The 19,827-nt window shown below is 43.9% G+C and carries 18 protein-coding genes; 10 read left to right on the top strand and 8 right to left on the bottom strand.

Translation table 11 applies throughout. The features are described 5' to 3' along the window. Positions 1 to 35: 35 nt before the first annotated feature. On the bottom strand, positions 36 to 1,394 hold the full coding sequence (locus DXX94_RS04825; protein WP_258872099.1) for a serine hydrolase domain-containing protein: 1,359 nt from the start codon (positions 1,392 to 1,394) through the stop codon (positions 36 to 38). Between the two features lie 215 nt (positions 1,395 to 1,609). Between DXX94_RS04825 and DXX94_RS04820 the strand changes: the two genes are divergently transcribed. From DXX94_RS04820 to DXX94_RS04785, 8 genes are all read left to right on the top strand, one after another. Further along, a complete protein-coding gene (locus tag DXX94_RS04820; protein WP_116014210.1) occupies positions 1,610 to 1,852 on the top strand; it encodes a hypothetical protein in 243 nt (80 codons plus the stop codon). A 69-nt stretch (positions 1,853 to 1,921) separates the two neighbouring features. Beyond that, the gene (locus DXX94_RS04815) at positions 1,922 to 2,215 is read left to right on the top strand and encodes a putative quinol monooxygenase (protein ID WP_116014209.1); all 294 of its coding nucleotides are present in this window, start codon (positions 1,922 to 1,924) and stop codon (positions 2,213 to 2,215) included. Positions 2,216 to 2,244: 29 nt separating this feature from the next. Further along, positions 2,245 to 2,997, top strand: a complete 753-nt coding sequence (locus tag DXX94_RS04810; protein WP_116014207.1) for a sporulation protein — start codon at positions 2,245 to 2,247, stop codon at positions 2,995 to 2,997. Positions 2,998 to 3,649: 652 nt separating this feature from the next. Further along, complete coding sequence (locus tag DXX94_RS04805; protein ID WP_116014205.1) at positions 3,650 to 4,183, top strand: SRPBCC family protein; 534 nt, start codon at positions 3,650 to 3,652, stop codon at positions 4,181 to 4,183. A gap of 58 nt (positions 4,184 to 4,241) precedes the next feature. After that, positions 4,242 to 4,649, top strand: coding sequence for a DUF4019 domain-containing protein (locus tag DXX94_RS04800; protein ID WP_116014204.1), 408 nt, complete (start codon positions 4,242 to 4,244; stop codon positions 4,647 to 4,649). A gap of 202 nt (positions 4,650 to 4,851) precedes the next feature. Next, positions 4,852 to 5,406, top strand: a complete 555-nt coding sequence (locus tag DXX94_RS04795) for a VOC family protein (protein ID WP_116014202.1) — start codon at positions 4,852 to 4,854, stop codon at positions 5,404 to 5,406. 373 nt (positions 5,407 to 5,779) lie between these two features. Continuing rightward, complete coding sequence (locus DXX94_RS04790) at positions 5,780 to 7,144, top strand: helix-turn-helix domain-containing protein (RefSeq protein WP_116014200.1); 1,365 nt, start codon at positions 5,780 to 5,782, stop codon at positions 7,142 to 7,144. Positions 7,145 to 7,250: 106 nt separating this feature from the next. Continuing rightward, positions 7,251 to 8,726 (top strand): M20/M25/M40 family metallo-hydrolase, encoded by a 1,476-nt coding sequence (locus DXX94_RS04785; RefSeq protein WP_116007388.1) that lies wholly within the window; start codon positions 7,251 to 7,253, stop codon positions 8,724 to 8,726. A 330-nt stretch (positions 8,727 to 9,056) separates the two neighbouring features. Here the strand turns inward: DXX94_RS04785 and DXX94_RS04780 are convergent, their stop codons facing one another. Further along, the gene (locus DXX94_RS04780; protein WP_116007389.1) at positions 9,057 to 11,267 is read right to left on the bottom strand and encodes a TonB-dependent receptor; all 2,211 of its coding nucleotides are present in this window, start codon (positions 11,265 to 11,267) and stop codon (positions 9,057 to 9,059) included. A gap of 418 nt (positions 11,268 to 11,685) precedes the next feature. On the opposite strand from DXX94_RS04780, the gene efpL reads away from it, so the two are divergent. Both efpL and DXX94_RS04770 read left to right on the top strand, forming a co-directional pair. Further along, positions 11,686 to 12,258 (top strand): elongation factor P-like protein EfpL, encoded by a 573-nt coding sequence (gene efpL / locus DXX94_RS04775; RefSeq protein WP_116014199.1) that lies wholly within the window; start codon positions 11,686 to 11,688, stop codon positions 12,256 to 12,258. 114 nt (positions 12,259 to 12,372) lie between these two features. After that, entirely contained in the window at positions 12,373 to 13,305 is a 933-nt protein-coding gene (locus DXX94_RS04770; protein ID WP_116014197.1) for a M14 family metallopeptidase, read from the top strand. Here DXX94_RS04770 and DXX94_RS04765 read toward each other — a convergent pair. The 6 genes from DXX94_RS04765 to DXX94_RS04740 form a co-directional block, all read right to left on the bottom strand. Continuing rightward, on the bottom strand, positions 13,302 to 14,615 hold the full coding sequence (locus DXX94_RS04765) for a DUF2252 family protein (protein ID WP_116014195.1): 1,314 nt from the start codon (positions 14,613 to 14,615) through the stop codon (positions 13,302 to 13,304). The genes DXX94_RS04770 and DXX94_RS04765 overlap by 4 nt on opposite strands. A gap of 75 nt (positions 14,616 to 14,690) precedes the next feature. Beyond that, positions 14,691 to 15,506, bottom strand: coding sequence for an MBL fold metallo-hydrolase (locus DXX94_RS04760; RefSeq protein WP_116014194.1), 816 nt, complete (start codon positions 15,504 to 15,506; stop codon positions 14,691 to 14,693). Between the two features lie 251 nt (positions 15,507 to 15,757). Then, positions 15,758 to 16,483: a HugZ family pyridoxamine 5'-phosphate oxidase gene (locus DXX94_RS04755; protein WP_116014192.1), complete on the bottom strand. Its 726-nt coding sequence runs from the start codon at positions 16,481 to 16,483 to the stop codon at positions 15,758 to 15,760. Positions 16,484 to 16,555: 72 nt separating this feature from the next. After that, a complete protein-coding gene (locus DXX94_RS04750) occupies positions 16,556 to 17,461 on the bottom strand; it encodes an ATP-binding cassette domain-containing protein (RefSeq protein ID WP_116014191.1) in 906 nt (301 codons plus the stop codon). Continuing rightward, positions 17,454 to 18,503 carry a FecCD family ABC transporter permease gene (locus DXX94_RS04745; protein ID WP_116014189.1) on the bottom strand — a complete coding sequence of 350 codons (1,050 nt, stop codon included), beginning with the start codon at positions 18,501 to 18,503 and terminating at the stop codon, positions 17,454 to 17,456. Before DXX94_RS04745 ends, DXX94_RS04750 begins: the two co-directional genes overlap by 8 nt. Next, positions 18,503 to 19,525, bottom strand: coding sequence for a heme/hemin ABC transporter substrate-binding protein (locus DXX94_RS04740; RefSeq protein WP_116014188.1), 1,023 nt, complete (start codon positions 19,523 to 19,525; stop codon positions 18,503 to 18,505). The genes DXX94_RS04745 and DXX94_RS04740 overlap by 1 nt, the downstream gene beginning before the upstream one ends. Positions 19,526 to 19,827: the final 302 nt, after the last annotated feature.

Genomic DNA, 19,827 nt, shown 5'->3' with positions numbered 1-19,827 from the left:
CTAAAGGCTAAAGGCTAAAGGCTAAAGGCTAAAGGCTAAAAGTGATTGGCAAATGCTTTGCCTTCATGCCTTTCAGCTTGGTTGTGTGATTCTGTTGTTTGAGCGATATTTTTAGTCTGCTGAGGTACAGCAATTTTATCTGCACTTGCCCAAAAGTCGCTGGAAATTTTATTGATCGCATTAGACTCAGCATTAATTAATATCGCAAATCCCACACCTAAGTCAGGCGAGTAGCCAATATCGGCGCGGAACCCTTCAACCCAGCCGGAATGGTAAATAATCGGGTAATCGTCAAATTGATAAACACGCCAGCCATAACCATAGTGGGCATCTTTAAGATGTGAGCGCCAGTGGCGGCGCTTCAGGTCTTTGCGAGTGCGGATTCGTGGCGTGGTCAAATCCGCCAACAATGCCGGTGAAAGCACTTCTGGTTTGTGGCCTAGGTTGGCAATTAACCAGTTCGCCAAATCGGTGATACTGGCATTTACGCCAGCTGCAGGCTCAACTTTGTAGTAATCAGGTGAAACATAAACTTCACGCCACACATAACGCCTGATGGCATTCCCTTGTTTGTCTTTTTTACCGGTTTTAATACGTTTGCGTAAAATATGAGGCTTCGCGGTGTTGCTGTTATCGCGATACACCCCAATACCAACGCTGGCATTGGCCATGTTTAGCGGCTTAAACACTTTTTCTTCGAGCAGCTCGGCATAGCTCTTTTCTTGGCTAGCTTCGATGGCCGGTTGCAAAAAACCATACGCAATATTCTGATAGCCATAGCACTTTTCTGGCTCACATATTGGATCAAGGCGATTAAAACGGCCTATCACCTTGTCCATGCTCCACTTTTCATGGAGTAGGTTATCGTAAGTATTTGGCATTAAGCCACTGGTATGGCTGAGAATGTGTTTGAGCTTTATCTTTTCTGCTTTCCCCGTGGTTTTTAACTGAAAATGGGGAACGTATTTTGTGATCGGGTCGTTCAGCGATAGCTTTTGCTCATGTGCCAACATAGTGGTTAGTGTTGCCGCAAAAGGTTTCGACACTGACGCTAATCGAAACACAGTACTGTAATTCACTTTTTGGCTTTTTTCTTTGTCGATATGACCAAAGGTTTCAATTGCTGCGATACGGTCGCCGCGGACAATGGCATAAGCACCGCCAGGAATACTGTATTTATTGAGCGTATGCCTAACTTTTCTTGCTAATGTGTTGTTAAAGCTAGTGATTGACTGCGTTTTTACTCGTTGCTTCGAACTTGTCTCGTTTGCTTGAGCATAGCCATTTAGCATCAAGCCTAGCGATAGCGCGCCTAGCCATTGTATTGGGCTTTTTCGGTTAACACCTGAAAGCTTAGCAATAGGGCGACGACAAGATAAGTGAATTAAAGACAACAAACGAAACTCAGCGAATGATTAACAAAGCCGCTCATTCTAACGGCAAGTCAACAAAATAAAAAGCTACACATTAAGATGTCTTTATTGTGGTTAATTTATTTTACAATTTCAGCCATTGAAAAATAACTAAACCCCCTTATACAGTTAACTAGGTAAAGAAATAACTAGGTATATAAATAACTAGCCAAAAGAAATATCAGGCAGGGAAGGTTATGGAAGAAGCACTAGCACCAATCGGTCGATTTATTATGAGTCTTGTTCGCTACCTTGTGGTTGAGCTTATTGTTGATCGCCTTTTATATGGGGTAGGCTTTAGCGTGTTAAAACTGGTGAGTTTAGGCACATATCCAAGAAGCCCAGTATCTCAGCAAATGAAAAACCATTGCCTGTTTGCAGGCGTTGCCACCTTTACTATTGCCATCGTTCTAATTGCTGTTTTTAATGGTTTCAGCTAACACAGCCATTCGTATACTAATCAAAGCGTTAACTGTCATAACAACAACATCAAAAAGGTACTAACCCTAATGTCCAAGGTAATCTTACAAGGCTATATTGAAGTGCCTCTAAGTGAATTGAGCCTAGTTAAAGAAGCGCTTGAACGGCATATCGAACTGACCAGAGCTGAGCCCGGCTGCTTAGTATTTAATGTCGAGCCCGCGCAACAATATGCGAACCGGTTTAATGTGTATGAAGAGTTTGTTGATCAAGCGGCGTTCGAGCAACATCAAATCCGAGCAAAACAGTCCCATTGGGGGAAGATCAGCGAAAATGTTGTACGGCACTATCAAAATTTAGGTTTAAGTGAAGTGAGCGATTAACAGGCTCGAGTCAAATTAAGGAATTAATCATGTTAAAGAAACTATTAGCCAGTGTTGGCATTGGTAAAGCAAAAGTCGATGCGATTTTACTGTCAGATACAATGCGCGCTGGCGATGACTTCGATGTTGAAGTGGTCATTACTGGTGGTGAAGTTGCGCAAGAGCTTAATGGGCTAGAACTTGCGGTGATGGCACAGGCTAAAGCCGAAGCGGATGTTGGTGATGAAGAAGTGACTTACAATAAAAGCATCGTGCTGCAGCATTGGCATCAAGAACTCAATATTACGGTGGCACCGGGTGAAGTCATTACCCGTCAGTTCACTTTAACTTTGCATCCAGAAACACCAGCGACTGAACTGTTTGGCCAACATGTTTCCAAAGTTTGGCTGCAAACCGGCTTAGATATTAAAAATGGATTAGACGGCTCAGATAAAGACAGCTTGTTTATTCACCCTTCAGCCACTCAATTAGCAGTATTAGAGTTAGTGGAACAAAGCGGCTACTCATTATTTAAAATTGATATTGAAGCGGGGCAAGTGCGTGGCCATGGTTTTGCATCTCACTTACCTTGCTACCAAGAATATGAGTTTAAACCACAGAGCTGTTCGCTATTTGGCGCTCGCGAACTGGAAGTGACCTTTGTAGATAATGGCAGTGAAACGGGCGTATTAATTGAAATTGATCGCGCATTCTTAGGTGATGGTTACCGCAGTGTTTCTATTCCCAATCATTGCACAACAGTAAGTGCCGTTCGCCCCTATGTAGAGCGACTGCTAGCTTAAATACACTTAACTCTGTCCGTTTTAATCTAACCGTTAGTAGTGAAAGAGTAATAGTAAAAAAGTAATAGTAAAAAAGCGCGTTAGCTTGATGCAACGCGCTTTTTTAATGTTGTTGAATATGCGGCTTTTCGAGTGCTGAGAATAGCAAAGCTCAGCCACTAAACGGGAAGTTTTTAAAGGATTTACAGTAATTGGTAAAAGAATAAAAAATGTGAAAGTATTTTCACAAATGCTAGGTCAATAGTATCAGTACCAAGCGAGCAGACGTTTTACGCAAATTGAACGCGAGCGATTGTTAGCGAAGTGTTTTTGAATGAGTTTTTTCTCCCAATACCCCAGTGCGTTTTATCTTTTTCGCACTTCCTTTGTGCTTCAAGGATGAAGCCTATTTTTTTACCGGTAAATAACCGCTTTTCTGTTCATTTCTAAGTGCATTTAGCTTACTTAGATTTGCAAAATGAATACTGCTCAACCAAACTGCTAAAACAATATTGGCTTTATACGTCAGATCTTGTTGAATTTTTGATTGCCGGGTTGGTTAGGTGAAGGTTTTCTTTAAATAACAAACACTTACTGCTAATCAGTAAAGCTAACTAGATTCAGCATATATCAAGCCAAAACAATTCTAATATTGAAACGGGATGTTCTAATCATGTTAAAAAAGCTCATTTTAATTATTGGCGCTATTATCGCATTGCCATTAATCGTTGCCTTATTCCTACCCAATAGCTACGAGGTAGAGCGACAAGTCATTATTAACAAACCTAAAGTAGAAGTGTTTGATTACGTAAAGTATTTAAAAAATCAGAATATTTATAGTAAGTGGGCACAAATTGATCCCAACATGGTAAAAACCTTTCGTGGCGACGATGCACAAGTTGGTTTTGTTTCTCGCTGGGAGTCAGAGCACCCAGATGTCGGCACTGGTGAGCAAGAAATTATTGCTATCCAAGAAGGAGAAAAAATTGACTACGAGCTCAGGTTCATCAAACCCTTTGAGGCGACTTCTCCTGCTTATATGACCACCGAAGCAGTTAGTAGCACAGAAACTCAAGTTAGCTGGGGCTTTCAAGGGCATTTAAATTATCCGATGAATCTCATGTTTTTATTTATCGATTTTAAACAAGTGATTGGTGATGACCTGCAGTTTGGTCTCAATAACTTAAAAATGATTTTAGAGAGCTAAAACGTTCTTTAGATTGCGTAAACACTTACGCTAAACATTCATTATTAAAGGGATTAATATGAAGAAAGTGCTATTTATTCTGATGATTAGTTGGGTACTAGTGCCTATAACTTTTGCAAATGATGCATCGTTACTAGACGACAATGCAGGCATGAATTGGCTACAAATGATTGATGCAGGTGAATATAACAAGAGCTGGCAAGAAGCAGATAGTTTATTCAAATCGCAGTTAACCAGCGGTATATGGCAAAAAGCGCTACGCAACGTCAGAAAACCGTTAGGGAAGGTCGTCATGCGAAAGAAACACTCAGCTCAAACACATACGTCGTTGCCAGGAATACCCGACGGGCACTATTTAGTGCTGACCTTTAAGACGCAATTTGAACAAAAAACTAAAGCTATTGAAACGTTAACATTAAGCAAACAAAGCGGCGAGTGGCGAGCAATTGGTTACTTTATTAAGTAGTGTATATAACTCTGCTACTTCAAGGCACGTGATTTTAGTTGTCAAAAAAACTCTAGCTGGAACAAAGTGGCACCTACAGAAATTCACGCGTAATAACCATTGGTCGGAAAAAGCCAGCTAGTCATCGCATACTCATTACTTAGTTGAATATATTTTTTAACTAAACTGTTCTTATCGGAAAATTATTACTAAGGGATCACCGATGAAAACAAATCTTTTTAGCCTAAACCGCTTAGGTACTGCCAGTGTCTTTACTGGTGCGATTACTGCTGGACTTATTAGTGCAGCAGTCTCAGTTGTTTGCAGCACTGCCGCTTATGCTGCTGAGCCAAAAGCTCAGGTTGCCCAGCAAACGAGCCCAATTGGTGGTGTTGACCACGTAGGGCTTGCGGTTTCTAATCTTGAGCGCTCAAAAACATTTTTCACTGAAACGCTGGGTTTTAAAGTGCTAGGTAAAGATGCGGACTATCCCGCCTACTTTTTAAATAATGGCTCGATAACCGTAACGTTATGGCAAACGACAAATGGTGAGCAGGCAACGCCATTTAACCGCAAAACTAATGTTGGCTTGCACCATTTGGCATTTCAGGTAGACAGCTTAGCCAAGTTAAACCAACTTCACGAAACGCTAAAATCAGTACCAGGTGTAAAAATTGAATTTGCACCTGAAAACCTAGGTCGAGGCCCCACACAGCATATGATGATCCGCGAGCCAAGCGGCAATCGTCTTGAGTTTATTACCCGCGTGCGCAGATAGCTTACTGTCTTGATGAGATAGATAGAAATACCAACGTTTTTATACAAACGTGGTGCAAGTTGTTCGTCAGATACCGAAATGACTGAAAACGTGGCCAATGCCGCACAACAAGCGAAGGCATTGGCCAACGTTCAGCATCGCTAAATGCTTAGCTCACCAAGTTTACGGGTTAGTGCTTGAAGTCGGATAATGATAGCGCCCGTTGCTTGGCGCTATTTCGGATGTATTCCGTTGATTTTTTATGTTAATGTTTCTTCGTTTGTTTTGTCATAGAGTTCACTCAGCATGTGCATTTAGCAATCTCACCTAATGTTGATATCAAACAGGCAACGAGCAGGAGCATAAGGCAAGATAGAAGGATAAGTAACCATCAATGGAAATTATGGCCGTAGAAAACCTCGTCGATTGGTTTGTTAAGCCGCATTCATTAGCGCTTTATCATCTCGTTGTTATTATTTGTGCCTCGATGGCCGTTAGTATTGCCGCTACCGTTTGCTGCAATTCAGTGCTTGACCGTGTAAGCCGTTTTTACGCCGCTACCTTGTTGGTGCTCAGTAGTGCATTTGCCTTCAACTTTGTCTTGTTCGATGTCAACCATCATTGGCTGGCACAGGAGCGTTTTTATTTTTCTTCACTGCAAATGTGTTTCGGTCCGTTACTGTATTTATATACCTGCAATTTAACGACAAGTCATCATCGTTGGCGAATGGGCTACCTGCTACATTTTGTACCTGCGCCTTTGTTAATGTTGCTCTGGTGGTGGCAACTTCCCGTGAGTCAAACATCGTGGTTGGCATTGGATTGTTGGGTAAACCCCAATTGTCAGCCGCTTGCTGCCAGTAGAACATTGCACAAATGGTTGGCTTATACGTCGATGTTTGGTTACGGGCTATTGGTTTTAGCAAGGCTCAAGTCTCATCAGGTTAACATTAGAGACTATTTTTCGGCGATTGAAGATATTCAATTGCGCTGGCTGTCGGTCGTAGCATACTGTGCAATTGTTAGTATGCTAGCGTCAATCAGTTATGAGCTGCTCAGTTATTTTGCTTTGGTACCGCGATATAGTCAAAACCTGTTATTTGCGATTACACCAACTGTGATCCTACTGCTTTTTGCCTTTTTCAGTAGCCACCAAACTAAACCGGCAATTGAACAACTAAAAGAAGAGCTGATAGCGTTAAAAACACCGGTGAGTAACACGGTATTAACGAAAAAATCGCCTGCAGAGCAGGAGCTAAATCACCAGCATGCAGTTTCAGCCAGTGCTCTAGACAAGCCAGTTGCTGATGGCTCAAGTGATAACGATGATAAAGAACCTGAGGTTGAGGGAAAATACCGCACCAGTAGTCTAACCACTCACGCGGCTGCACAACTTTGGCATAAAATTACCCAGTATGTTGAGCGCGATAAAGCATTTCTAACCCCGGGTCTGAAAATTGTCGATATCGCGAATGCATTAGAACATCCTGTTCACCATATTTCAGAAACTATTAACGGCTACGCAGGTTTGTCGTTTTACGATCTTATTAATCGTTACCGCATTGTTGAAGCGGCTAAATACTTGCGCCATCACTCTGAAAAATCAGTCACAGAAATTGGTTATGACGTTGGCTTCAATTCAACCTCAACCTTCTTTACGCACTTTAAAAAACACTTTGCACAAACACCCAAAAAATACCGTCAGCAAGCACTAAGCGCCGATTCAGGCGAAAATACTGCGATTAAAACAACCGATTAATCCTATTTAACAAGACAAAAAACTCCTAATTTACAGAGTCAGAAGAAATAGAGGTAAATATTCGTTTAGATAGCCATACTTTGAACCGCACTAAAAAAGATGGACTATGGTTAAGCAATTTGGATTAAATGTATTTTTGGTACTGCTGATTTTCGTTTCAGCATTATGCACCCGCACTGTGATTTATGTCACCGAGGCGCAAAACGATAAAAAACAATCTGCTGGCGCACAGGCAGTATCAGGTAGTACGAGTCAACTATCGATTGATGTTGGCCAAGCACAGCGCCATTTGGCTGAAGCGTTGCGCTTTAAAACGATTTCACATTTTCAACCGGCACAGAGAGATTATCAGCCGTTTATCGATTTTCAATTGTGGTTTGCTCAACGTTACCCACGATTACATCAACAGTTAGCGCGTACGGTGATTGCTGATCATACCATGCTGTTTCATTGGCAGGGCCAAAGCAGTGAGCAATCAGCACTGATATCAGCACACTATGATGTCGTGCCAACACCGAATGCCCAGCAATGGCAATACCCACCATTTTCGGGGCAGATTGCCGATGGCTATATTTGGGGGCGTGGTGCGCTGGATAACAAGGGCGCTGTTATTGCGATTGCAGAAGCTATCGAGCTAGCGCTAGCGCAAGGGATTGTGCCTCAGCACGATTTGTATATAGCGTTTACTCATGACGAAGAAATCGGTAGCCTTGATGGTGCGCAAGGAGTCAGCCAGTACTTTACCGAGCGTGAGATAGCGTTAGCCTGGTCATTGGATGAAGGCTCCTTTGTCTTTACCGGAATGTTTCCCGGCGTTGATGAGGCCGTCGCGTCCATCAATCTTTCCGAGAAAGGCTACCTTAATGTGACGTTAACCGCACATGCAGAAGCCGGCCATTCCTCTATTCCACCACAAGCAACAGCCGTTGATATTTTGGCCTCAGCACTAGTAAATATTCGCCATATGCCAATGGACAACAACATTGATGAGCTGACCAATGCCATGTTTAAGCAGTTAGCGCCATACATGTCGTTTGATAAACAGTTGGTGTTTGCCAATCAATGGTTATTTGGTGGCCTGCTGGAAAACCGTCTAGCGGCGAACCCAATCACCAATGCGTTAACCAATACCACAGTAGCGCCGACTATGCTAAGCGGCAGTATTAAACCTAATGTCTTGCCGCAAACTGCCGAGGCAGTGATTAACTTGCGTATTCACCCCAAGCAGACCGTAGCGCAAGTGGTTGAACACCTTTCTACAGCCATTAACGATAAGCGTGTTAGTGTGAATGTGATGCGTGAGATGGAGGCTTCTAAAGTTGCCGATTACCAAAGTAAGAGCTTTAAGCTGCTGGCAAAAACCACTCGCACTGTATTTGATAACCCAGTGGTCATTCCGGGCTTGACGGTCGCCGCAACAGACAGTCGGTATTACAGCCAAGTGGCACAAAATAGTTATCGTTTTAATCCTATCCTGTTATCAAAAAAAGAATTGGCGGGCTTTCACGGCTTAAACGAACGCATCAGCACTGATAACCTGCATAAGTCGATCATGTTTTATTACACGATTTTTAATCAGTAATACCAGGGCGTTGAATTGACAGCGGCGACTAACGCGTCAATTCAACATGCTCCAGCAATAACTCTAGGCTAGCAGCAACTTATAATAGTCAGTTTATCAATTGGTTTGGCATGCACTATTTCTTATTGGAGCTCGCGGTTACTAAGGCTTAAATATTGTCAATGTTTTTGCGCTGAGCATCGTTGTTATAGTAAAAGTTAATTGGCGTATGAGCTGGGGAATAAAAGAGGAAGCTGCGAGTTACAGCGCTCATTGGTCAGATAAAAATAAGCCGGCGCATTATGCAATGCACTGGCTTATTACTAACAAAGGAAATTTGTGATTAATAATTTAAAACTGGTAGTTAAACTCGACACCATAGGTGCGAGGCGCGCCTCTAAAGTGTCTGATCGTGCCGAGAAAATCTCTGCCAGTGCGAGTCAGATAACTCTCATCCGTTAAGTTTTTAACCCACAACGCCACTTCCCAAGTATCTTGTTCACTGGTTAGGCTAAGGCGAGCATTGATGGTGTTATAGCTGTCGACTTCACCAAAGCGGACTTGTGTGCCATCAACTAAATCACGGCTGCTGATATTATCAACGGTATCATAGAAGTCTGAGCGATAAGCATAGTCGAGGCGAGCTAATAATTGTGCATCCAAGGCTTGAATATAGTGATGGTACTGTGCTCCTAGGCTAAAAGTAACGTCAGAAACAAAGGGTAAGTCATTGCCAGACGCGTCTGAGCCATTTGGTCCACCGCCGGGAAAGCTTTCAAACTCACCATCGAGTAAGCCAAGTGAGGCAAAGGTTACCCAGTGATCGTCAATATTGTAAGTTAGCTCTGCTTCAATACCTTGGGTTTTCACCTCGGCAGCATTCTCAATACTGATCGACGTACCACCATTGTCCAGCTCAATAAATTGGTTCACTTGGTAGTCGTCGTAAAAGGTTTGGAAAGCCGCGAGCGTAAAGTTCAAGTCACCGCCCAATAAATGACCTTTTAGCCCTAATTCGTAGTTATCAACGGTTTCTTTGTCAAATTCAATCCCTTGGCTTAGGGTGTCAGCCGTTAAAAAATCTAGGTTATAGCCACCGCTTTTATAAGCGTTACCGTATCTAAAGTAAGCATATAAATAGCGGTTAAATTCATAATTAATGCTCAAAGTAGGCGCTAAATGCACATCCTTTCTACTATCTACAACAGTTCCCGTTGCGACACCAAATGCCGGAGCACCAGCGCCGTCAATCAACCAATCAACCTCTTTTTCTTCGGTTGAGTAGCGTATACCAAAACCTAATTTCCAAACCTCAGACAATTGATAGCTACCATTGATAAACGCAGCGTAACTGGTGGTATCAACATCACCGTCGGTGATCACCGGCGCTGAGACACCGAGCAAACCGCCTTGTTCACCTCCGATAACGGCTCGAGTGCTGGTTGCCGCTTGATCATAATAATACAGGCCGAGAACGTACTTAACATCTCCGCTATCTGGCGAAATTAATTGTAGCTCCTGACTAAACTGCTCATAGCTATCTTGATAATTAATGGTCACTAAGTCGATAGGGGAGTAATCGGTATCGTTAATATATTCAATATCGCTATCGCGTTGGGCGGTAATACTGCGCACGGCAAAGCCACTATCGAGTTCCCAATCAAGGGATAACGAGCCCCCTTTGATGTCGCGATCTTCATAGGGGTTTGTGCCTGTTGCCGTTTCAAATTCACCCAATTCAATGGCTGGTGAGGTTACACCAAAAGGATCGGTGACAGCTTCTCCGGTGTAAGAGAGTCGATCACCGGTTAGTGCATCAACCGATAAGCGGGCTTCAAAACGCTCGTCATCAGCAACGTACAACAGCTGCGCCCGAATTGAGCTATCGTCAAGCTCATTGATATCATCCCCGGTGATCTGGTTTTCAACAAAGCCATCACGTTGCTGTTTACTGATGGAGACTTTTGAAAATAAGTTGTCGGTTAGCGGTATATTGGCAAGTAAGGCAACTTCTTTCGCGCCGTAATTACCAAATGAGGTGTTAATCTTGCCAGTGAATTCGTCATGGGGTTTGGTGGAAATTAAGTTAACGGCTCCGGCAACGGTATTTTTACCAAATAAAGTGCCTTGTGGCCCGCGCAGAACTTCAATGCGCTCTAAATCAAGGAGTGCTTGGTTTAACGCCGGTGATTGCCCTAAATAAACGCCGTCAAGATAAACCCCCACGCGTGAATCAAAGCCAATATTGCGGCTGTTTGAGCCAACACCTCGAATCGATACGCGAGCGGTAAAGTCAGAGCCATCACTCATCGTAAAATTCGGAATATACTGGGCCACATCTTTAAGTTGTTGAACACCCGTTTGGTGCATATCTTCTGCGCGAATATTGGTCATGGCAATAGGTACTTCAATTAACCGCTCAACCCTTTTTTGCGCGGTTACGGTAATAACCTCTGGTTCTTGTGTGGATGCATCGAGGGGCGGGGCAGCTTCGTCTTGAGCAATAGCGGCAGCGCTTAATGCGGTGGCTATGCTAGCAACTAAAAATTTTGGTCTGATCATGATTCTCTCTGTCTTATTTTTGTTAGCGATTGAGTAAGAAAGCGGGAATAATATCACCGTCAATGGCTGCTACTATTTACCGCCATTAACAAGATAAAAGTTGTCTAATGCAAAAGAATCTTGATTTGTAAATTTTGAGCTTTTGGCGAATGATTTTTTATTGATTTGCAAATTAACATAAACTAACACGTTGTTTTTTATTAATTTGTTAGTTGATGAAGGGTAATGAATAAGCAGTGGTTTTATTGCCTGGCTCGCCGTTTCAATCGCTTATATTGTGTCTTCTAATAGTAAAACGCACAGCACAGTTCGATGCGTATAGCGTCGAATTGCGCTTTATTTTTGATATCACCAGCGGCTGTATTCCATTGATTTTTATGCTAACGTTTCGCCGTTAATTTTATAAGGAAGCTTACTTATGCCAAAGGCAAGTGATATTAAGAAAAATGCCGCAATTGAATATAACGGCGGCGTTTATTTTGTTAAAGATATTGAGCGCTCTGTCCCGCAGGGCCGTGCAGGTGGCAGCTTGTACCGCATGCGTATGTACAATGTGGTGACGGGGCAAAAAGTTGATGAAACCTTTAAAGATGTCGACATGCTAAATTTAGCCGATCTTGTTCGCCGTCCAGCGATGTTCTCTTACCTTGATGGTGACGAGTACGTGTTTATGGACAATGAAGACTACACCCCATACAACATGAATAAAGAGTCTATTGCCGAAGAAGTGTTATTTATTGATGAAAACACGCAAGGTTTGCAAGTGATTTTGGTGGACGGCAGCCCAGTGGGGCTAGATTTACCTTCAAGTGTTGAATTAGACATTGTTGAGACCGACCCTTCAATTAAAGGGGCATCAGCTACTTCACGTACTAAGCCAGCAACCTTATCAACTGGGCTTATTGTGCAAGTGCCTGAGCATATTTCAAACGGTGAGCGCATTAAGGTGAATACCGAAGAAAAACGTTTTATGAGCCGTGCTGACAAGTAGACAAGCAGGCATCAATGTAAAATATTCGAAAGCGAGCCATGTGCTCGCTTTTTCTTGCGTAAAACACAATGCGTTAGTTATATCGCGGTAACAAAAGAAAAAAGGTAATAGACCATGTCACAGTATCCAATTGGCAAGCTTGGCCAGAAATGGGGGCAAGCAGAGCGTTCGTTATGGCTTGAAAACCAGTCAGTTAAACGCTCTTATCAAGCAGAAGTTGAAGCTAAAATTAATAAACTAGCGAGCGACTTAACTGTCGAAAGTAATGCCGAAATTCATGTCGAAAGCTATGGCACTTTGGCCTATCACACAGGTGACTACAAGTTGTGGGCAATTAAAAGTGCAAACTGGTCAAATGAGAAAAAAACGGTTTTAGTCACTGGTGGTGTGCACGGTTATGAAACCAGCGGTGTGCAAGGCGCGATACGTTTTGCCGAAACCAAATTGGCTGATTACGCTACACACTATAATATTCTGGTACTACCGTGTTTAAGCCCTTGGGGTTATGAAACCATTAATCGCTGGAATCCTGAGGCGATTGACCCAAATCGCTCGTTTTTTGAAGAAAGCCCTGCGCAAGAGTCGGCATTGACTATGGCTTATGTCGCAAGTTTAGGGGTTAAGTTTGATATTCATATTGACCTACATGAAACCACAGACACTGATAACAGTGAGTTTCGACCAGCACTTGCTGCGCGTGAAGGGATTACCCAAACCAACTGGAATATTCCTGATGGTTTTTACTTGGTGGGGGATAGCGAAAATCCTCAGCCTGCATTTCAACAAGCTATTATTGCCGCTGTTGCCCAAGTCACTCATATCGCGCCTGCTGACGAAAACGGTGAGATTATCGGTGCGCCATTAGAGCAACACGGCGTGATTAACTATGCCTATAAGAAGTTAGGGCTATGCGCAGGACTTGCTGATGCCAGTTTCGCGACGACAACGGAAGTTTACCCAGACAGCCCGAAAGTCGACGATGAAAATTGTATTTTGGCGCAAGTGGCAGCGATTACGAGTGGCTTGGATTACGTTATTAATCGTTAAGCATGAAGCATAACGTTAAGCGCTTTTGTGTCTGCTTGAACTTGCTCGGCATAGTGATGACAAGCACTAATTAAACTGCTAGTCACGTCTGGCAGAGTATTTACAACCGCTTGTTCAAATAGGGTTGAGCGGCGATCGCCACGGCAATGGGCAAGGGCTAGTGCTTGGCCGCAAGCCTGTGCGTATTGCACAAAGCCTTGTTTACTCGTCGCTTTTTTACCTAAGCCGATGTGCTCTGGCTTGATGCCCACTTTCGCATGATGGCGAGAGCGCACTAGCCAATGATGACCTTGCCATTCAACTTCATCTAGCACCAAATCTGGGTTGCGCTGCATCCGACGTTGGCAATTTACCGTGAGATGCGCCGCGTTAAGCTGGTTTACTGGTGATAAGTCGTCAAAATAAGCGAGTGGTGCGGCTTTACGTTGCTGCTTTACTTCAACAATATGACACAGTGATAACTGGCTTTGTGGCGATGTTTGCGGGCCAACTAATAAGTAGTAGCGCCCCATATTTACTGAGCCAGTACCTGCGTTTAAGCGAGCGACAATATCGTGAATATGATCGTCAACATATGGCCTAAATTGGTGATGTAGCGCTTGATAGTCGTCATCGTCAAGCTTGGCAAATTTCTCTGGCAAGTTGGCAAAGCAAATACCGTCATCGGTTAAATCAACAGCCTTAGCTAATGCACTTTTGCTGTAAAAAGTGTCGCCATTAGCGGCGCGCGATTGTGCTTTTAGCCAATGTTTGTGCAACAAGTGTTGCTCGGAAAATTCGGTAAGGGCTTGATTACGCTGCTGTGGAGTATCAATACACTGCTGACAAGTATCAAGGTAGCTGGTTAAAAAATCTTTGGCGGCTGTGTGGCAATCTTCAAGTGAAATAACAGGTTTGCTTGAATAGTCTTTTTCTGCGGTAATTTCCCCCGCTTTTACCCCTTGGCAGTGACATTGCGTTAAAAACAAACTGGTAATAAATCTCGCAAGGTCCCAAGTAGCATGGCCAATACAGGCATCATCGAAATCGTTTGGGCTGAAAATTACCGTATCGCCGTGCGCACCTTCTTCGGTTAAAAAACCAAAATTTGAAGCATGGCAATCGCCCATAATATTGGTTAACGGTAACAAAGACAGCTCTTCGGGAAGCGCTAAATTGCCCGCTTGAATATCTGCATAAAATAAAGGCGCTGAGCCGCGAAAAAAAACAAACGGACTGGTTGCCATTTTTCGGTGCTTTTCGATGCCCTCATGTGGCAGAGCGTTATCGGTTTGCTGTAAACACTGGCTGATAAAGGTGCTGCGATCCATAAAGCACTGTCCTGTAAAGTATTGTCTTGGATAGCAAATTGCTATAAAGAGTTTGTTAATTACTTACTTATTAGCTTAACGAGCAAAGAGCACTTTTTTAAGCTTTATTTTTACCGAGCGCCAATGAGTGAGTGGCACTTTCGGGGCGCGTTCAAATAAGTGCTGATAATCATCATCGTCAGGGTGCACTTCGCCGCCATGCGCCAACATAATGCCGCTGGGTGACAGATCTTTAATACGATGAAGTGAAGCTTGATAGCGATTGGGATAAAACAAAGGAAATGGCGGGATAAAGCGGCCTTTCACCGTCACCATTAAGTCAGCGACATAAACTTTGCCTGTTGGCTGGTGATAAAGGGATAAGTCACGATCGGTATGGCCTTGAGTAAATAATGCCTGCCAGTCACCAAAGCCTGGTAATAGCTGACCGTCATCAAGTTTGATGTCTGGTGAGAGTTTCGGGTTGTACCACAAATTGCGCTTACCTTTGCCTTTTCGTTGCCCAACCCAGTTGGCTAGGGCAATGTCAGTTAAATGCATCAGCTTACCATCAAGGCCACTGTACCAATGGCCGTCAACGTTCGCTGCTGCGATTTGGCAACCAGTTAGCTTGCGGAGTTTATGCGCGGCACCCGCATGATCAGGGTGCATATGGGTAACCACTACCAGCTTTAACGCGCTCAATGGCAGCACTAACGTGTGCTCTATATATTCGCGAATCACTTTAATATCGGCGCGGCAACAACCGTCAAGTAACAAGAGTTCGTCACCTTGTTTGACTAGATAAATTGACTGAATATAGCCAGCTAACTCAAACAAAGTAGTGTGCTTCGATAAGACTTTCGTTGAGACATGAGCGGCGTTTTCTATGGCGGGCGCATTAGTTGTCATAATGTGTTGATAAGCGTCTTTATCAGTTTTTCATCTTGATATTATTATCGAAAACACGACTAAACATCAATTTCTGGTCGGATGAGAAAACTGACAAAAGAGTCGCCCTAAGACAACGATAGATGGTTTGATAATTGGCGGGTAGGGCAGCTAACTCAATAATTTGCGGTGAGTTAGCTGCTATTTACATGCTAGCTAAGGGGGAGAGCAGTTAAACTATTAGGCTAGCTTAGATGAAGTACGCGCTAGTTTTAAGCTAAAGCCGCTCGTGCATCGTGCGTTAATTTCACCAAAGCTTTACGAACATCGGTAGAGTTTTCACAAGGTTGTTCAAAGTCGAGCCAGAAGTTACGCTCTTTACTTTGTAAGAAACAACCGTCAGCAAGCACACCTGCCATCACTGGCTGTTCGTCTTCAACGTTAAAATGTTGTTTTAACATTAAGGCCATTGCATCTTGATGATCTTCGTTCATATGCTCAATCATATGTTGCTCACTAGCGTTGTCCCATGGGCTTTCTGGTGCCTGCCATTCGTCTTTTTCTAGCCAGAAAATCTTACCAAAGCCGCCAATGTAGCGAACGCGCTTTACGTTCAATCGCCATAATTTGAAATCATGCGCCCGCTTGTAGCTTTCGGCTGCTGGGTAAAGGCGCACGTATTTATCGATAAGCTCAGTTTGTAGCTCCGCATCAACGGGAGTGGTATCGCCAACAATAGTGACACGTCCTTGGGTGTTTTGATCGCCTTGCTCAGCTTGGTTAAAAATGGTGATCGACATTTTTGGATCAAGCGTTAGATTTTTCGCATGTTGGGCAATATCGCTAATATAAAAATACAAACTGCCATCACTGTCACATAAATAGGGGCTGACTGAGCCAAATGGGTAACCTTTTAAATTATTTGAGTGAGTGGCGATCACGCCAACTCCGGTACTTCTGACTAATTGTTTGGCTTCAAATAAAGCTTGTTTACGCATTGTTCTTCTCCTTACTCGTCGCGAGCTTTCTGCTTGATATTGGTGTTAGTTCGAGCATCAGCTAGCGCTTTTTTATTGGTTTACTGCCGAGTAGACCATAGGCACATTGGCCTGTGGATAGGGCATTACATTAATTGGGGTTTGATACGTTTGGCTTAATATCTCGCTAGTTAAGACCGATTGTGGGCTGCCTTTATAAGCCAGTTTGCCATCTTTTATCAGCATCACTTTATCTGCGTACAAGGCCGCTAAGTTAAGGTCGTGAATGGCGACAATGGCGCTATTACCTTGCTGGGTAAAGTACTTCACTGACTTAAGTAAGCTGTGTTGATGGCGTAAATCCAGCGCGGCGGTTGGTTCATCTAATAGCATTAGCTTGGGTGCCTGTTGCTCTTGGCTGTTTGACTCAAGTTCTGCGTTTTGTTGCTCGGCTGTTTGCAGTTCATCTATTTTAGATTCAGGGATTGCAGACTCAACGGGGGCGTCAAGCTGTGAAAGGCAGCGCGCAAATTGCAAGCGCTGTAATTCACCACCAGAGAGCTGATTCACTTTGCGGCTGACTTTGTGCGATAGCTCTACTTCAGCAATATACTGTGCAACTTTGTCATTGCGCTCAGCATTGCTTTCAACCATCTGATAGCGTCCCATGGTGACAAGCTCTGGCACTGAAAAGGCGAATGGCAGAGCATTATGCTGATTAAGTACCGCGCGGTATTTTGCCAGTTCATGAATTGGCCAAGCGGACAATGCTTTGCCATGCAATTCAATACAGCCAGTTGCTGGGATCTGGCCTGCAAGTGCATGCAGTAACGTTGATTTACCCGCGCCATTCTCGCCAATGAGGGCGACTAATTCGCCACTAAAGATATGGCCTGTGGCATCACTCAAAATACGTTGCTGACCACGCGTGATATTGAGCTCGCGAAAGCTAATTACTAATTGATTAATTTCGGCCAGCAGCCTTTTTTCACTAACCATGATTGCTCCTTTGTTGTTCAAGCAGCAGGTAAACAAATAACGGTGCACCAATCAGAGCTGTAATAATACCAATAGGCAGTTCGGCAGGGGCAACAAGTACCTTGGCTAGCCAGTCGGCAAGCAATAGCATTAAGGCACCCAGTAGCATCGCCAGTGGTAACATTTGCTTTAAGTTAGGGCCAACCAGCAAGCGAGCAATATGCGGCATAACCAAACCAACAAAGCCAATCATGCCAGCAAGCGCAACTGCTGCGCCTATGCCTAGCGCTACCCAAACGATAATTTCGCGCTTTAAACGCACCGTATCTATGCCCAAGTATTTGGCTTCTGATTCACCAAGTAGCAAGATGTTTATTTGAGATTGGCGCCAATAAAGTCCGCCAAGGCTTAACAGCAATAACGGTAGCGCCTGTAAAATACCAGGCCAAGTAGCACCGGCTAGTGAACCAAGCGTCCAGTAGTTTATTAAGCGCAGCGCGTTGTCGTCGGCATAAAAACTAAACAAACCAATTAAGGCCATGGCTAAGGCGTTGATCGCTACTCCCACCAGAATCAAGGTGATTACTTGCATATCGCCGTTGCGGTTGGCGAGCAAATAAACCAAGCAAGTAGTGAGTAGTGCGCCAGCAAAGGCGGCGTAAGGCAAGATGACATCCGGCGAGTAGCCAAAGCGCGGCGCGAAAGCGATTACCGCAACGGCGCAAACAGCGGCACCTGCGCTAATACCAATAATACTTGGCTCTGCCAGCGGATTGCGGCACAAGCTTTGTGTTGCTGTGCCTGATTGTGCTAATACCGCGCCGATTAATATGGCGATAAATAAGCGGGGCAGACGAATTTGCATAACAACCTGCAATTGCAGTTCGGTAAAGCCAAAGGTTTCTGGGCTAAACGGCCAGGCGAACGCTAAGCGCCAATCCCAGCCAGCAGGGCCATACGCTAGCGCAATTACTGCTAGTATCAACATCAAGCCGACAATTGCAGCCTGCCAAATAAGACTATGACGTTGCTGCTTCACCAGCACTTGAGCAACTGTGCTCATTATTGCGGGCTCACTTTAGTTGAGAATTGTCCGTCAGGTTTTTGCTGATAAAGCGTTAATGCGTAAGTTTTTACCTCTGCTAACGCTTCAGCAAGTCGTGTGGTCATGCCGAGCACTTTAAGGCCGTCGACAACCAGTAATCGACACTTGGTTGCTGCTGGAACTAGTGCCAATGCAGCTTGCTGGCAGAACGCCTGCTTGCCGCCGAGACTCACCACACTATGTGAAGCGGCGACAATAAAGTCAGGGTTCGCGGTAAGTAAGGCTTCACGACCAAGTGTTTTATAGCCGTTATGCTCGCCTGCAATATTGTTGATACCTAAATAATCAAATAACAAATTAGGCACAGTATCTTGGCCTGCCGCCACTAAACCTCGGCTCCCAACCGACAGCAAAAATACCGCATTACCGCCTAGTTGCTGTTTTTCTGGCAGTGAAGCTGCAATTTTTTCCTTTAATGCTTTGGCTTGAGCGGGTTTGTTGAGAATTAGTGCCAATTCGTCAATCAAAGCATAAAGCTCTTCAACCGACTCTGGTTTGTTAAGTACTTTAACCTGCACGCCGACACTGGCGATTTGCTTAAGCACATTGGCTCGGCCAACCCCTTCGATGGCAAGTAGCATATCAGCGTTTTGCGCTAATACCCCTTCGCTCGCAAGATCGCGATAGTAGCCAATCATGGGTAATTTTGTTGCAGCAGCAGGGTAGGTGCTTGACTGATCAACCGCGACAATTTGGTCGCCTGCGCCAAGCGCGTAAACAATTTCTGTGATCGTTCCGCCAGCTGTGATCAGGCGCTCAGCCGAACTTGGCAAGCTAGTGAATAAACACAGCAGCAAAATTGATGTCTTGGCTTGATGCGCAAACTTTGCCAACTGGCTATTGCTAGCGCCAAGCGTAAAGCTTCGGCCAATTTTTTTTCGAATGTTTTGCTTAATTTTTTGTTTGATAGTGTGCCAGCCAAAGTGCTGGAAAAATTGGTTGGTTGTAGATTTTATAAGGGCTTGAGCCTTGTGATACATAGAGTTCACAAAACCTCCTTTGTTGATTTTTCTAACTATGAGCGGATTCAATAACGGGGATTATCACAACAAAACCCAACAATCGCAAATGATAATGATTTTTATTTGATCTAATTTTAATTCATTGCTATCGTACAGCCCTCGAACTTGGAATGAGAATTATTTGCAACTAGTGGTTGTGTTTGAATAGAGGGAGTTTCTGAACCGTTTTGACAAGTTCAGAGCAACCTCTAGAGAAACGAGCCATTCAAGCAAATGCCGTCAGCGGGAAGCTAGATAGCAATAAATTCGCCCTAGTGTTT

The organism is Thalassotalea euphylliae (assembly GCF_003390375.1).
Taxonomy (GTDB): domain Bacteria; phylum Pseudomonadota; class Gammaproteobacteria; order Enterobacterales; family Alteromonadaceae; genus Thalassotalea_F; species Thalassotalea_F euphylliae_A.
The sequence above is the reverse complement of the archived record's forward strand: the minus strand, read 5'-3'. Positions and strand labels throughout refer to the sequence as shown.

Coding starts and splice junctions, on each gene's coding strand:
- DXX94_RS04810 (WP_116014207.1), top strand. CDS start 2,245: ATGTTAAAGAAACTATTAGCCAGTGTTGGCATTGGTAAAGCAAAAGTC.
- DXX94_RS04765 (WP_116014195.1), bottom strand. CDS start 14,615: ATGGATCGCAGCACCTTTATCAGCCAGTGTTTACAGCAAACCGATAAC.
- DXX94_RS04785 (WP_116007388.1), top strand. CDS start 7,251: ATGGTTAAGCAATTTGGATTAAATGTATTTTTGGTACTGCTGATTTTC.
- DXX94_RS04755 (WP_116014192.1), bottom strand. CDS start 16,483: ATGCGTAAACAAGCTTTATTTGAAGCCAAACAATTAGTCAGAAGTACC.
- DXX94_RS04800 (WP_116014204.1), top strand. CDS start 4,242: ATGAAGAAAGTGCTATTTATTCTGATGATTAGTTGGGTACTAGTGCCT.
- DXX94_RS04815 (WP_116014209.1), top strand. CDS start 1,922: ATGTCCAAGGTAATCTTACAAGGCTATATTGAAGTGCCTCTAAGTGAA.
- DXX94_RS04760 (WP_116014194.1), bottom strand. CDS start 15,506: ATGACAACTAATGCGCCCGCCATAGAAAACGCCGCTCATGTCTCAACG.
- DXX94_RS04820 (WP_116014210.1), top strand. CDS start 1,610: ATGGAAGAAGCACTAGCACCAATCGGTCGATTTATTATGAGTCTTGTT.
- DXX94_RS04770 (WP_116014197.1), top strand. CDS start 12,373: ATGTCACAGTATCCAATTGGCAAGCTTGGCCAGAAATGGGGGCAAGCA.
- DXX94_RS04780 (WP_116007389.1), bottom strand. CDS start 11,267: ATGATCAGACCAAAATTTTTAGTTGCTAGCATAGCCACCGCATTAAGC.
- DXX94_RS04750 (WP_116014191.1), bottom strand. CDS start 17,461: ATGGTTAGTGAAAAAAGGCTGCTGGCCGAAATTAATCAATTAGTAATT.
- DXX94_RS04740 (WP_116014188.1), bottom strand. CDS start 19,525: ATGTATCACAAGGCTCAAGCCCTTATAAAATCTACAACCAACCAATTT.
- DXX94_RS04745 (WP_116014189.1), bottom strand. CDS start 18,503: ATGAGCACAGTTGCTCAAGTGCTGGTGAAGCAGCAACGTCATAGTCTT.
- DXX94_RS04805 (WP_116014205.1), top strand. CDS start 3,650: ATGTTAAAAAAGCTCATTTTAATTATTGGCGCTATTATCGCATTGCCA.
- efpL (WP_116014199.1), top strand. CDS start 11,686: ATGCCAAAGGCAAGTGATATTAAGAAAAATGCCGCAATTGAATATAAC.
- DXX94_RS04790 (WP_116014200.1), top strand. CDS start 5,780: ATGGAAATTATGGCCGTAGAAAACCTCGTCGATTGGTTTGTTAAGCCG.
- DXX94_RS04795 (WP_116014202.1), top strand. CDS start 4,852: ATGAAAACAAATCTTTTTAGCCTAAACCGCTTAGGTACTGCCAGTGTC.